Raw genomic sequence first — 13194 nt, 5'->3', positions numbered from 1 at the left:
CGCGCCGATGAGCACGATCGAGCTGGGCGAACTGCCCCCCGCCGACGAGGAGCCGGAGCACACCGGTTCGTTCCGGTGGCCCCGGCGGCACATCCGTCAGGCCGGCGCCGTCCTCGCCACGGTTCTCTGCGCGGCCACCCTGGCCGGTTCCGCGGTGGCGCCCGAGCCGCACGGTGTCCGTCCGCTGTGGAGCATCGAGCTTGACGACGCGCAGAGCACGACGCTGAGCCGCGACCGGCTCTTCGTGCACCGCTCGCTGAACGGCCGGGCCACGGTCACCGCGTACGACCTGGCCACCGGCACGGTCATCTGGCAGCACGCCTTCGACGGCACGATCGGCTACCTGCAGGCCGTCGATCCGGCCGGCGTGATTCTCGTGCCGTCCGAGGCCCACGTGGTGACGATGTCGACGTCGGACGACGGGTCGTCCTACTCGACCGAGTTCCACCGGCGGACGGTCGCGATCTCGATGGCGACCGGCGCCGAGCTGTGGCGCGCGACCGGTGAGCCCTACTCGATCGGCGACGACACCGTGCTGCTCACCGAGTACACCGACCGGGCCGATCTCGCCCGCATGCGGCTGGTCCGGCTGAGCGATCGCAGCACGATCTGGACCCGGGAAACTCCCGGCGTCAAGAACCAGACCGTCCTGCCGACCGTTCACCCCGAGCGGATCGTCACCGCCACCGCCACCGGGGCGATCAAGATTTTCTCGTACGCCTCCGGGAAGCTGATCACCTCGGCCACGGTGCCGTGGTCCCAGGGCAACCCCACCGAGGGCTACTACAACGATCTGACCGGCACCGGCGAGCTGCTGGTGGTCAACCGCACCCGCCGCGAGAAGCTCGACATGAGCGTCTACCGGCTCGACACGATGACCGAGCTCTGGAAGATGGACGGATCGGGCTTCAACGGCTTCGCCTTCCCCTGCGGCGCCACGCTCTGCGTCAGCAACAGCACCGGTCTGGAGGTCTACGACCCGGTCACCGGCGCACGACGCTGGACGCTGGACGGCGCGTCCAACGCCTCGATGGTCAGCGCCGACCGGCTGATGATCGGTGACTCGCTGGGCCGCCCCGACGGCCCCAACCAGCTGGTCGACGTCGCCACCGGCACCCCGGTCGGCGAGCCGCTCAACGGCACCCTGACCTGGGGCGACCTCAAGGAGAGCTCGATGCTGCTGCTACGGACGACGGTCTCGCCGCCGGACCGTACGGCGGTGGTCCGCTGGGACCTCGAGACCGGCCGGCAGCGCGTCCTCGGTGCCGTCGACCGGATTCCGGACGGCGCCTGCCAGACCGTCCCGGGCTACCTGGCCTGCCACAGCACCGGCCGCTTCCAGGTGCTGGCGGTCAACTGAACTGCGCTTCGCGCGGCACGGCTCAGCCCCGGCGGCCGATCTCGGTGTCGCCGGCCAGCCGGGCCGCGCGGTCGGCCTCGCCCAGCGCGTCGAGCACGGCGTCGAGCTCGCCGCCGAGCACCAGGTCGAGGTTGTAGGCGGTGTAGCCGATCCGGTGGTCGGTGATCCGGTTCTGCGGGAAGTTGTACGTCCGGATCCGCTCGGACCGGTCGACCGTCCGCACCTGGGCCTTGCGCGAGTCGGACGCCGCCGCGGCCGCCTCCTCCTGCGCGATGGCCAGCAGCCGGGACCGCAGGATGCGCAGCGCCGACTCCTTGTTCTGCAGCTGGCTCTTCTCGTTCTGGCAGCTCACCACCGTGCCGGTGGGGATGTGGGTGATCCGTACGGCGGAGTCGGTGGTGTTGACCGACTGGCCACCCGGCCCGGACGAGCGGAACACATCGATCCGCAGGTCGCTCGGCACGATCTCGATGTCGACCTCTTCGGCCTCGGGCAGCACCAGCACGCCCGCGGCCGACGTGTGGATGCGGCCCTGCGACTCGGTGACCGGCACGCGCTGCACCCGGTGCACGCCGCCCTCCCACTTCATGCGGGACCAGACGCCGTGGCCACCCTCGGGCACGCCCTTGGTGCGTACGCCGACCGAGATGTCCTTGACACCGCCCAGGTCCGACTCCTGCGAGTCGATCACCTCGACGATCCAGCCGTGGCGCTCGGCGTAGCGCGTGTACATGCGCAGCAGATCGCCGGCGAACAGGGCCGACTCCTGGCCGCCCTCGCCCGCCTTGATCTCGATGATCACGTCTTTGGCGTCGCTCGGGTCGCGCGGGATCAGCATCTCGCCGAGCTTCTCCTCGAGCGGCGGGAGCGCGGCCGCGACCGACTCGACCTCGGAGGCGAACGCCGGGTCTTCGGCCGCGAGCTCCTTGGCCGCGGCCAGGTCGGCCCGGGCCGCCTCGAGCTCGGCGTTGGCGGCATAGATCGGGGCCAGCTCGGCGAAGCGTCGGCCGACCCGGCGCACGAGCGCCTGGTCCGAGTGGATGGAGGGGTCCTCCATCCGCTTCTCGAGCTCGGCGTACTCCTCGAGAAGGGTGGTCAGCCGATCCGTACTCACGGTCTCTCCCTCTGGCGTTGTCCCCGACTGGCATTGTCCCCGACACGCGAACGGCGCCCGGCCCCGGAAGACCGGGGACGGGCGCCGTGGAAGCAGTTACTTCTTCTTCGCGGCGTTGACCTTGGCGTACTTGGCCTGGAACTTCGCGACCCGGCCCGCGGTGTCGAGGACGCGCTGCTTGCCGGTGTAGAACGGGTGGCAGGCGCTGCAGGTCTCGACGCGGATCTCGCCGCCCTTGGCGGTGCTGCGGGTGGTGAAGGTGCTGCCGCAGGAGCAGATGACCTCGGTCGAGGTGTACTCCGGGTGGATGCCGTTCTTCATGGTTTCTCGGTCCCTCTCGGTGAACTGGTCGCCGGGTCGCCCATTTCACCTGGACGGGAACCGGAACCTTTGCTGGCCGATGTACTAGTCTGCCATGCCGCCGCTCTGCCGCGAAATCGGCGTGACCTGCGCATCAACGTACGCCCCCAGCGAGGTATTCCCGATGCCTTCCTCCCGTTTTGGTCGTCAATATCCGCGCACCTCCCACCTGCCCGACTCGCCCGGCGTGACCGGCGACGATCCGGTGCAGCCCGACCTGACCTGGCTCGACGGCGAGCTCGTGGTGACCGAGAAGCTCGACGGCGGAAATCTGACCTTCACCCGCGACGCCATGTACGGGCCGGAACCCGGGGCCGAGACCGAACCCTGGGACCGCCCGGCCAAGGCGTTGTGGGCCATGACGGCGTACCGGATCCCGGACGACTGGCGGGTCTGCGGCGAGTCGATGTGGGCCCGGCGCGGGATCGCCTACTCCGACCTGCCGGGCGTGTTCATCGTGTTCGGCATCTGGGACGAGACCGACACCCTGCTGGGCTGGGACGACACGGTCGACTGGGCGCAACGTCTGGAGCTGCCGGTGGTGCCGGTGCTCTACCGCGGCGGGAGCCTGTCCGAGGCGCGGGCCGCCTGGTCCCAGCGGTGCGATCCGGCGCGGTCCGAGGGCTTCGTCGTGCGGGCGGCCGGACGAATCCCGGCCGACGAGTTCGCCGTCAAGGTGCTGACGTGGAAGCGGGCTGCGGCCGTACGGGAACCGGGTCTGAAAAGCGACTTCGCCGTCAACGAGTTCGCCTGACCGGGCATCCGTCCCGGGCCAGCGCGGCCGCCTCGTCGTCCAGATAGAACGCCGGCCGCAGATCCATCTCGTCGTAGTAGCGGTGGAAGACCGGGGTGATCCCGCCCGACATCGGCGGCACGATCCAGCTCCAGTCGGCGGGCACGCGACGACCGGCCCGCTCCTCGTTGGCGATGTGCTTGAGGAACCGCTGCGACTCGGTGTGGTGGTCGCTCATCTTCACCCCGGCCCGCTCGAACGAGTGCAGCACGGCCCGGTTGAGCTCGAGCAGCGCCCGGTCGCGCCACAGGGTCGACTCCCGGCTGGTGTCGAGCCCCATCCGGGCCGCGACCACCGGCAGCATGTCGTAGCGGTCGTGGTCGGCCAGGTTGCGCGCCCCGATCTCGGTGCCGAGATACCAGCCGTTGAACGGGGCGAGCGGATAGTGCACCCCGCCGATCGTCAGCCGCATGTTCGAGATGGCCGGTACGGCGTGCCAGCGCAGTCCGAGCTCGGCGAACCAGCCGTACTCGGGATGGGTCAACGGGACCTCACGGATGGCTCGCTCGGGCAGCTCGTAGAGGCGTACGCCCTCGGACGGGGTTTCGATCGCCAGCGGCAGCACGTCGAACTGGTCACCCTTGCCGCGCCACCCGAACCCGCGCATGGCCGCGGTGAACTCCTCCTGCCGCGCGTCGCCGACCGGGCAGCCGTCGCCCCCGCGATAGCCGGCGTAACGGATCAGCTGCTCGTTCCACACCCTGGCGTAGGGCTGGCCCGGCTGCGCGGCCGCGAAGACGCTGATCACCGGCCGGAGCGAACCGGTGCCGGCGGTCTGCAGATGGTTCACCAGCAGCGAGAAGATCTCGTCGGCGGTCCGCGCCCGGCGCCGGTCGAGCACGACCAGACTGCGCCAGTAGAGGCGGCCGATGCACCGGCTCGCGTTGCGCCAGGCCAGTTTCGCGCCGTAGGCGAGCTCCTCGGTGGTGTGCACGTAACTGCCGGTGGCGGCGATCTGGGCCCGCACGATGGCCAGCCGGGGCTCGACCGGACCGAGCCGCTCGTTCTCGGTGTAGCACTGCCGGAGAAAGTCCTCCGCCTCACCGGGGTCCGCGGGCGCCGCCGGGTCCCAGGCTTCGACCGGGTGGTCCCGGTAACCGGGCACGTTCATCGAGCACCTCCCCACCGTTTGCCCCGTGAGATGGGAGGTTCGCACGACCCTGACCGGTATCGGACACACGCACTGTGCGACGTTTTGCACCTTAAACAGCAAAGAGCGCGAGTTTCCCGTACGGGGAACTCGCGCTCTTTGTCGTTCCGGTGTTACTCGCCCGGTGTCGACTTCGCGATCTGCATCAGGAACTCGACGTTGGTGCGGGTCTGCTTGAGCCGGTCGAGCAGCAGGTCCAGCGACGCGTTGGAGTCCAGCGAGTGCAGGACCTTGCGGAGCTTGTGGACGATCGCCAGCTCTTCCTTGCCGAGCAGGATCTCTTCCTTACGGGTGCTCGACGCCTGGACGTCGACCGCCGGGAAGGTCCGCTTGTCGGCGATCTTGCGGTCGAGCTTGAGCTCGGCGTTACCCGTGCCCTTGAACTCTTCGAAGATCACCGTGTCCATCATCGAGCCGGTCTCGACCAGCGCGGTGGCGAGAATGGTGAGCGAGCCACCGTTCTCGATGTTGCGCGCCGCACCGAGGAACCGCTTCGGCGGGTAGAGCGCCGTCGAATCGATACCACCCGACATGATGCGGCCGGAAGCCGGCGCGGCCAGGTTGTACGACCGGCCCAGACGGGTCACCGAGTCGAGCAGCACGACCACGTCGTGGCCCAGCTCGACCAGGCGCTTGGCCCGCTCGATGGCCAGTTCGGCGACCGTGGTGTGGTCCTGCGGCGGGCGGTCGAACGTGGCCGCGACGACCTCGCCCTTGACCGTCCGCTGCATGTCGGTGACCTCTTCGGGCCGCTCGTCGACCAGCACGACCATCAGGTGGCACTCGGGGTTGTTGTGCGTGATCGCGTTGGCGATCGCCTGCAGCACCATCGTCTTACCGGCCTTGGGCGGCGAGACGATGAGGGCGCGCTGGCCCTTGCCGATCGGCATCACCAGGTCGATGACGCGGGTCGTCAGGATGTGCGGCTCGGTCTCGAGACGCAGACGCTCCTGCGGGTAGAGCGGGGTGAGCTTGTAGAACTCCGGACGACGCCGGGCCTCGTCGGGCTCCATCCCGTTGATCGTGTCGAGCCGGACCAGCGGGTTGTACTTGTCGCGGCGCTGGTCGCCCTGACCGCCCTCGCGCGGGGTGGCCCGCACGGCGCCGGTGACCGCGTCGCCGCGGCGCAGCCCGTGCTTCTTGACCTGCGACATCGACACATAGACGTCGTTCGGCCCGGAGAGGTAACCGGTGGTCCGGACGAACGCGTAGTTGTCGAGAACGTCGAGGATGCCGGCCACGGGGACGAGCACGTCGTCCTCGCTGACGTGCGGCTCGCGGCCGCCACCGTCGCGCTGACCGCCCTCGTTGCCGTCCCGGTCACCACGACCACGGCGACGGTCACGGAAGCGGCTGCGCCGGCTCCGGCGGCCACCGTCGTTGTCGTTGTCGTCGTCGTCCTGGTCGTTGTTGTTACGACCCTGGTCGTTCCGGCCGTCGTTGCGACCGCCGCGGTCGTCCCGCTGGCCCCGGTCCTCCCGCGGGCCGCGGTCGTCACGCTGGCCACGGTCGTCACGCTGGTTGCGCTGACGGTCACCGCGGTCACGGTTGCGGTCACCGCGCTCGGGGCGCTCGACCCGCTCGGCCGTCTCGGGCTCGGCGGTCGGCGCGGCGGCCTGGTCGCGGCTCTCCCGCGGGGCCTGGTCGCGGTTCTCGCGCGGCGCGTTGTCGCGGTCGCCGCGGTTGCGGCCACGGCGGCTGCCACCCTCGACGGCCTCGGCGGCGACCGGCTGAGCCGTGGTGGTCTGCGGGGCCACGGTCTGCTGGGACTCGATCGGCCCGGTGGGGGTGTCGGCCGGCGCGGTGGCCGGAGCCTCGACCTTGGCCGACGCGGCCACGGGAGCCGTGGCGACGACCGGGGCCGGGGCGGCCTCGGCGGCCGGGGCGGACGCAGCCGCGGCGGCCTTGCTGGTGCGCGGACGCGGCGCGCTCTCGGCGGGCGCGCCGCCGCTCTGCCGCTCGGTGATCGCAGTGATCAGCTCGCCCTTGCGCATCCGCGCGGTGCCGCTGATGCCCAGCGAGGCGGCCAGACTCTGCAGCTCGGGCAGCAGCATCGCGGACAGCCCGGTGCCACCTCGGCGGCGCTTCGTGGCGGTCGCGGTGGTGCCGGCGCCGGCGTCAGCGACGTCAGAAACACCCGACGTCACGTCGGTGGTGTCGCTCAATGGATTCCTTCCGTCGGAAAAAGCCCGAGACTCCCGGTTCTGCAGCCTGGCGGCCCGGGTGTCGCGGTGCCCGCCGTCGCAGAGCGGGGCGGGAGTTCAGAGCGGCACAGCAACTCGACGGTGTCCCTGCTCGTCAGAGTTCGGCGAGTAGGTCTCGGCGAGTGCAGCGACAAACTCGGCTTGTGCCTGTGAGATCCGGCGTTTGCCTTTGAGAGGAGGTGAGACGGCCGATAGGCCTGGAGTCTCGGGGGTGCGCGCCGAATCGCAGTGAGCTTGCTTTCGCGGCTGTGCTGACTGCTGTGCTAGGTCTCGAGCGTAGTCAACTCGTGCGACCTGCGGCAACAGGGCCCCGCTAGGCGAGTTCCACCATACTCCCTTTGACAAGAGCACCGGCGCCATCCACGCCCAACGACTCGGCGCGCCATTCTGTTCCCGGGTGGAAGTCGGCCGGGACCTGCGTCAACGCCAGCACGGAAGGTCCGGCGCCACTGACCACGGCGGCCACGCCGACCGAGCGCAGCGACGCGACGAGCGACGCCGTGCCCGGCATCGCCTCGGCCCGGTAGCCCTGGTGCAGCCGGTCTTCGGTGGCCGCCCACAGCAGCGACGGATCGCTGGTCAGGGCGTGCGTGAGCAGGGCGGCCCGGCCCGCGTTGAACGAGGCGTCGGCGTGCGGGACCTGGGCCGGCAGCGCCGCGCGGGCCGAGGCGGTGTAGCCGCGTTCGGCCGGTACGAAGACTGTCGGATGTACGGTGCTCGCCGGTGCGAGCCGTACGGCCCGCGCCCCGGCCGGTTCGCTCCAGGCGATGGTGAACCCGCCGAGCAGGCACGGCGCCACGTTGTCGGGGTGGCCCTCGAGCCGGGCCGCGATGCGCAACGCGGCCTCGTCGTCGATCCGCCGCAGGCCGCCGGCGACCAGGCCCCGGGCCAGTTGCACACCGCCGACGATGGCCGCCGACGACGAGCCGAGGCCGCGCGCCTGCGGGATCCGGTTGACGCACTCGACGGCCAGACCGGGCGGGCGCTCGCCGAACTCGTCGAAGGTCGCCAGCATCGCGCGCAGCACCAGGTGGGTCTCGTCGCCCGGCAGCTCGCCCGCACCCTCGCCGGTCACCGTCACCGTCCAGCCGCTCTCGGTGACGCGCGCGCTGAGGTCGTCGTAGAGGGTCAGGGCCAGACCCAGAGCGTCGAAGCCGGGGCCGAGGTTGGCGCTGGTGGCCGGCGTGCGAACAGAAACCGGCTCGGAGGCGAAGGTCAGGCCCATCGCCACAGACTAGGGCTTGATCTTTTGTCATATGCGGCCGGTACGTTCGGCGTCGTGATTGCTCTGAGCTCCTACCTCGGCTTCTTCGTGGTGCAGATCCCGGTCGTGGTCGTGCTGGTGGCCGGCCTGGTCATGCTGTCGGCGCCGCAACGACGGCTGCCCGGCCGCAGCCAGACGCTGGCCCGGGCCGGCCTGATCGTGCTGTTGGCCGAGACGGTCGCGTCCCTCGCCTGGAACATCACGTTCACCCAGATCGTCGCCCGCTCGGGCTGGACGGCGACCCAGTTCGGCCTGATCAGCAGCATCGTCGGGCTGATGCTGGCGGTCTTCTTCGCGGTCGGGCTCGGGCTGCTGGTCGCGGGCTTCGCGACGGTGCGCTCCGAGACGGCCCGCTTGTCCGGCCCTTTTCAGGCGGCGCCGTATTCGCCGGATTCCTACGGCCCCGGTTCAGTCGGTCCCGACCGCTGACGGCTCGCCCTTCGCGGTCCGGGCCAGGCGTCGGGTCGCTATCCGCCAGCAAATCGCGTAGAGCAGCGTGACCAGGCCGCACCCGGCCAGGATGACCCGTTGGTCGACGATGTCGACGACCGCGGTCGCACCCAGCTGGCTGACCGCGATGGCCAGCGTGGCCAGCATCAGGTCGGTCGAGAAGACCCGCCCGCGCAACCGGTCGGGCACCTCGGCCTGCAGCGCGTAGTTCGACAGGATCCAGTTCGCGCCGCCCGCGAGATGGGCGACGAAGACGAACAGCAGCACGAGCGGGAACCACGGACTCGCGGCCACACTGATATAGGCCACGCCGTAGAGCGACATCGACAGCGCCAGCCCGGGGAAGAACCACGAGCGCCGCTTGAGCACCGATCCCAGCAGGAACGGGCCGATCAGCGCGCCCAGGCCACGGACGGCGAAGAGCAGGCCGGTGCCCAGCACCCCGGCACCGTGCAGAGCCGCGATGAGCGGAAAGACGGTGAGCACGCCGTTGCCCAGCCCGACCGCCATCTTGACGGTCACCAGCGCCCGGATCCGCGGATTGTCGCGCAGGTAGCCGAGCGACTCGCGCAAGGCCTGCCCGGTGCGGGGTGCGGGCGCGCCGGCCGCACGCGCGGACTGCAGCGGACGGCGGATCGTGGCGGTCAGCCCGGCCGCGATCAGCAGCAGGGCGGCGGTGATGCCGAAACTGGCGTACGGCCCGAAGGCCGCCCCTACGATGCCACCGAGCGAGGCGCCGACAATCGTCATCGTGCCCCAGGCCGACCCGGCGACCGTGTTGGCCGCGGCCAGGTCGGGCGGGTCGACGACGTTGGGCAGCGCGGCCGACGCGGCCGGTGAATAGAAGGCCTTGGCGACGGCTACGGCCCCGATCGCCACGAGAGCGAGCGGGGCCGTAGCGGCCGACTGCACCGCGAACAACAACAGCACGGCGACGAAGGCCGCGAGGTTCGCGGTGATCATGACTTTGCGCCGGTCGAACCGGTCGGCGATGGTGCCGGTGTAGGGCAGCAGCAGCGCGTTGATGCCGGTGTCGGCGGCCAGCACCAGCCCGCCCCAGATCCCGCTGCCGGTGAGCTCGGGGAGCAGCACCAGCAGCGGAATCATGACGAACCAGTCGGCGCCGAAGACGACCAGCTCGGCGCCGAACAGCCGACGGAAATCGCGGTTACGAGTAACGACCGAAAGCGCTGTTGCCACGTACCGGCACGTTACGCCCGATCATTCCTTGGCGCCCTCCGGGCCCTTCGGCATCTTGAGGACCTCGAACTGGTCGGTGTAGCCGCGCAGGGCGCCGCTCGGCTGCGGCTGCGGCTCCTCGACGTCCGGCTCCCCGGCCACCGGCTCGTCGCTCGCGACCGGCTCGGCCGGCACCGGACCGCCGCGCTTGGCGATGCGCTTGGCCCGGCGCTTCTCCTTGCCGTTCTCGACCATCGTGTAGAGCGTCGGCACCAGCACCAGGGTGAGCAGCGTCGAGCTGACCAGACCGCCGATGACCACAATGGCCAGTGGCTGCGAGATGAAGCCGCCCTCGCCGGTCAGGCCCAGGGCCATCGGGATCAGGGCGAAGATGGTCGCGATGGCGGTCATCAGGATCGGCCGCAGACGGTGCCGGCCACCCTCGATCACCGCCTCCTGCACGCCCATGCCGGCCAGGCGGTAGTGGTTGATCAGATCCATCAGCACGATGGCATTGGTCACCACGATGCCGACCAGCATCAGCACACCGATCAGGGCCGGTACACCGAGCGGGGTGCCGGTGATCAGCAGCAGGGCGATCGCGCCGGTCGCCGCGAACGGGATCGACACCAGCAGGATCACCGGCTGGATGAGGCTGCGGAAGGTGGCCACCATGATGATGAACACGATCGCGATCGCGGCCAGCACGGCCAGGCCCAACTGCTGGAACGCCTCGGCCTGATCGGCGCTGGCGCCCCCGATGCTCGCCGTGGCCCCGGCCGGCAGGGTCAGGCCGTCGAGCTTCTTCTGCAGCTCACGGGTCGCGGCGCCGAGGTCGGAGCCGGTCGCCGTGCCGGTCACGGTCACCGTGCGGTCGCCGTCCACGCGGGTGACCTCTTCGGGCCCGCTGACCTCCTTGATGTCGGCCACCGTGCTCAGCGGCACCACACCACGCGGCGTGGTCAGCGGCATCGCGCGCAGGGCGGCCGGGTCGGCCGGGGCCGAGCCGGACGAGATCACGACGTCCTGGGTGGCGCCGTCGACCGTCATCTGCCCGGCCGGCGCGGAGCGGAAGGCCCCCGCGACGCTCTGCGCGATGGTCGCCTCGTTCACGCCGTACACCGCCGCGACCTGACGCTTCACGGTCACGTTGAGCCGCGGGACGCTGGCCGCGAGCGAGCTCTTGGCCTCGACCACGCCGCCGGTCTGCGACATCGCCTGCTGCACCTGCTCGGAGGCCTGGGTCAGCGCCTCCAGGTCGGCCGCCTTGACCTGCACCGAGAGCTCGTTGCCGCCGCCGAGGCCGGAGCTGTCGCCACCGATGCTGACCTCGCCGATCCCGTTCATGCCGGCGAACTTGTCACGCAGCTGGTCGGTCAGCTCGACCGCGTCGGCGTCCTCGTCGAGGCCGACGTTGAAGCTGGCCGTGCTGGCGCCGCCGCCCCCAACGAACGGGTTGAAGTCGCCGCCGCTGCCCAGCGACACCTGATAGGTCTTGACCCCGTCGGTGTCGGCCAGCACCTGCTCGACCTGCTTGGCCGCGGCGTCGGTGGCGGCCAGGTTGGTGCCGACCGGCATCGCCTGCGTGATCGACAGCGAGTCCTGGCCGGACTGGTCGAGGAAGTTCGTCTCGAGCCGGGTCGACAGGCCGAGCGTGCCGATCAGCACGGCCAGGCCGATCGCCAGCGTGGTCCAGCGGCGCTTGGTCGCGAACCGGATGACCGGCAGGTAGCCGCGCTGCAGCGGGCTGCGCCGCTCCTTCTCCTCGGCGGCTCGGCGGATCGCCTCGGTGTCGGCGTCGGCCGGCGGCGGCTTGAGGAACCAGTAGGCCAGCACCGGCACGATCGTCAGGGCGACCAGCAGCGAGGCCAGCAGGGCCACGGTGACGGTGATGGCGAACGACGAGAAGATCTGGCCGACGAAGCCGCCGACCAGGGCGATCGGGGCGAACACGGCCACCGTGGTGAGGGTGGACGCGGTCACCGCGCCGGACACCTCGCGGACGGCCGAGATGATCGCGTGGACCTTCGGTTCGCCGTATTCGAGATGTCTCTTGATGTTTTCCAGCACGACGATCGAGTCGTCGACCACGCGACCGACCGCAATGGTCAGCGCGCCCAGGGTCAGCAGGTTGAGAGTGAAGTCGCCGATCCACAGCGCGATCAGGGCGATCAGCACCGAGAGCGGGATCGACACGGCGGTGACCAGGGTCGAACGTACGGAAAGAAGGAAGACCAGGATCACGATCACGGCCATCACCAGGCCGAGCAGGCCCTCGGTGGTGAGGCTCTCGATCGAACGCTCGACGAACGGCGCCTGGTCGACCACCACGGTCAGCGTGGCGCCGGAGTCCTTCTGCAGGTCGGCCAGTTTGTCGCGGACCGCGTGGGAGATGTCGACCGGGTTGCCGTCGGGACGGGCAGTGACCGCGATGCCCAGGCTCTCGACGCCGTCGGTGCGGGTGTAGGAGGTGGCGGCGGGCAGCTTGCTCTCGACCGTGGCGACCGAACCGAGCTGCACCGGACCCTTGGAACCGGCCAGGTAGACCTGCTTGAGCTGGTCGATCGAGGTCAGCGGCGAACCGACCTGCACGGTCAGCGACCGGCTGCCCTCGTTGACCGCGCCGGCCGGCACCGAGATGCCGTTCTGCTGGAGCACGGTGGTGATCGCCTGCGGGTTGACGCCGGCCGCGGTCAGCTTGGGCAGGTCGGGGGTGATCACGACCTGGGCCGCGCGGGCGCCGGTGATCTGGGTGTCGCGCACCCCGCTGATCGCGTTGAGCTCGGGCACGACGGTGGCGTTGAGCTTGTCGAGCAGGGCACTCTCGTCACCGCCGCCCGAGGCGGCCAGCACGATCGCCGGGATGTCGTCGGTGCCGCCCGCGAAGATCGTCGGGGTGACGTTGTCAGGCAGGGTCGGCTGCACCCGGTTGACCGCGGTGGTGAGCTGGTTGACCGCCTGGTCGATGTCGGTGCCGAAGACGAAGGCGACGGTCACGGTCGCGATGCCCTCGCGGGTGCTCGACGTGACGCTGTCGATGCCGTCGAGGCCCTTGGCCGCGTCTTCCAGCGGTTCCGTGATCTGATCCTGGATGATCTCGGGGCCGGCCCCCGGCAGGGTCGCGGTCACGAAGGCCGCGGGGAACTCGATCGACGGGAACAGCTGCTGTTTCAGCGATGGGATGGCGAAGATCCCGAAGCCGGCTATAACGACGGCGATCAGGGCGACGAGGCCTCTGTTGGCGAGGCTCATCCGGGTCAGGAATGACATGTGCGCTCCCCCGGTAAAAGTTCGTCCAGCACTAATAGTTTGCCCGACAC

The 13194-nt window shown here is 70.3% G+C and carries 10 protein-coding genes; 3 read left to right on the top strand and 7 right to left on the bottom strand.

Translation table 11 applies throughout. The features are described 5' to 3' along the window. Positions 1 to 7 precede the first annotated feature (7 nt). Positions 8 to 1360, top strand: coding sequence for an outer membrane protein assembly factor BamB family protein (locus KOI35_RS00385; protein ID WP_215783960.1), 1353 nt, complete (start codon positions 8 to 10; stop codon positions 1358 to 1360). 22 nt (positions 1361 to 1382) lie between these two features. On the opposite strand, the gene prfA is transcribed toward KOI35_RS00385, so the two are convergent. Together prfA and rpmE are read right to left on the bottom strand one after the other, a co-directional pair. Continuing rightward, entirely contained in the window at positions 1383 to 2474 is a 1092-nt protein-coding gene (prfA, locus tag KOI35_RS00380) for a peptide chain release factor 1 (protein ID WP_215783959.1), read from the bottom strand. A gap of 96 nt (positions 2475 to 2570) precedes the next feature. After that, positions 2571 to 2795, bottom strand: coding sequence for a 50S ribosomal protein L31 (rpmE, locus tag KOI35_RS00375; RefSeq protein WP_215783958.1), 225 nt, complete (start codon positions 2793 to 2795; stop codon positions 2571 to 2573). Positions 2796 to 2958: 163 nt separating this feature from the next. On the opposite strand from rpmE, the gene KOI35_RS00370 reads away from it, so the two are divergent. Further along, entirely contained in the window at positions 2959 to 3588 is a 630-nt protein-coding gene (locus tag KOI35_RS00370; RefSeq protein ID WP_215783957.1) for an RNA ligase family protein, read from the top strand. On the opposite strand, the gene KOI35_RS00365 is transcribed toward KOI35_RS00370, so the two are convergent. The 3 genes from KOI35_RS00365 to thrB all read right to left on the bottom strand — a co-directional run bounded on the left by KOI35_RS00365 (position 3572) and on the right by thrB (position 8206). Further along, positions 3572 to 4738 (bottom strand): nitric oxide synthase oxygenase, encoded by a 1167-nt coding sequence (locus KOI35_RS00365; protein WP_215783956.1) that lies wholly within the window; start codon positions 4736 to 4738, stop codon positions 3572 to 3574. The genes KOI35_RS00370 and KOI35_RS00365 overlap by 17 nt on opposite strands. A 152-nt stretch (positions 4739 to 4890) precedes the next feature. Continuing rightward, complete coding sequence (rho, locus tag KOI35_RS00360; protein ID WP_215783955.1) at positions 4891 to 6942, bottom strand: transcription termination factor Rho; 2052 nt, start codon at positions 6940 to 6942, stop codon at positions 4891 to 4893. 352 nt (positions 6943 to 7294) lie between these two features. Beyond that, positions 7295 to 8206 carry a homoserine kinase gene (gene thrB, locus KOI35_RS00355; RefSeq protein ID WP_215783954.1) on the bottom strand — a complete coding sequence of 304 codons (912 nt, stop codon included), beginning with the start codon at positions 8204 to 8206 and terminating at the stop codon, positions 7295 to 7297. 54 nt (positions 8207 to 8260) lie between these two features. On the opposite strand from thrB, the gene KOI35_RS00350 reads away from it, so the two are divergent. Beyond that, positions 8261 to 8674 (top strand): hypothetical protein, encoded by a 414-nt coding sequence (locus KOI35_RS00350; protein ID WP_215783953.1) that lies wholly within the window; start codon positions 8261 to 8263, stop codon positions 8672 to 8674. On the opposite strand, the gene KOI35_RS00345 is transcribed toward KOI35_RS00350, so the two are convergent. Continuing rightward, positions 8654 to 9895 carry an MFS transporter gene (locus tag KOI35_RS00345; RefSeq protein WP_215783952.1) on the bottom strand — a complete coding sequence of 414 codons (1242 nt, stop codon included), beginning with the start codon at positions 9893 to 9895 and terminating at the stop codon, positions 8654 to 8656. The genes KOI35_RS00350 and KOI35_RS00345 overlap by 21 nt on opposite strands. Before the next feature lie 21 nt (positions 9896 to 9916). Next, positions 9917 to 13144 (bottom strand): efflux RND transporter permease subunit, encoded by a 3228-nt coding sequence (locus KOI35_RS00340; protein WP_215783951.1) that lies wholly within the window; start codon positions 13142 to 13144, stop codon positions 9917 to 9919. Between the last annotated feature and the right edge of the window lie 50 nt (positions 13145 to 13194).

The sequence above is a fragment of the Paractinoplanes bogorensis genome (genome assembly GCF_018829635.1).
In the GTDB taxonomy this organism is placed as follows: domain Bacteria; phylum Actinomycetota; class Actinomycetes; order Mycobacteriales; family Micromonosporaceae; genus Actinoplanes; species Actinoplanes bogorensis.
The sequence above is the reverse complement of the archived record's forward strand: the minus strand, read 5'-3'. Positions and strand labels throughout refer to the sequence as shown.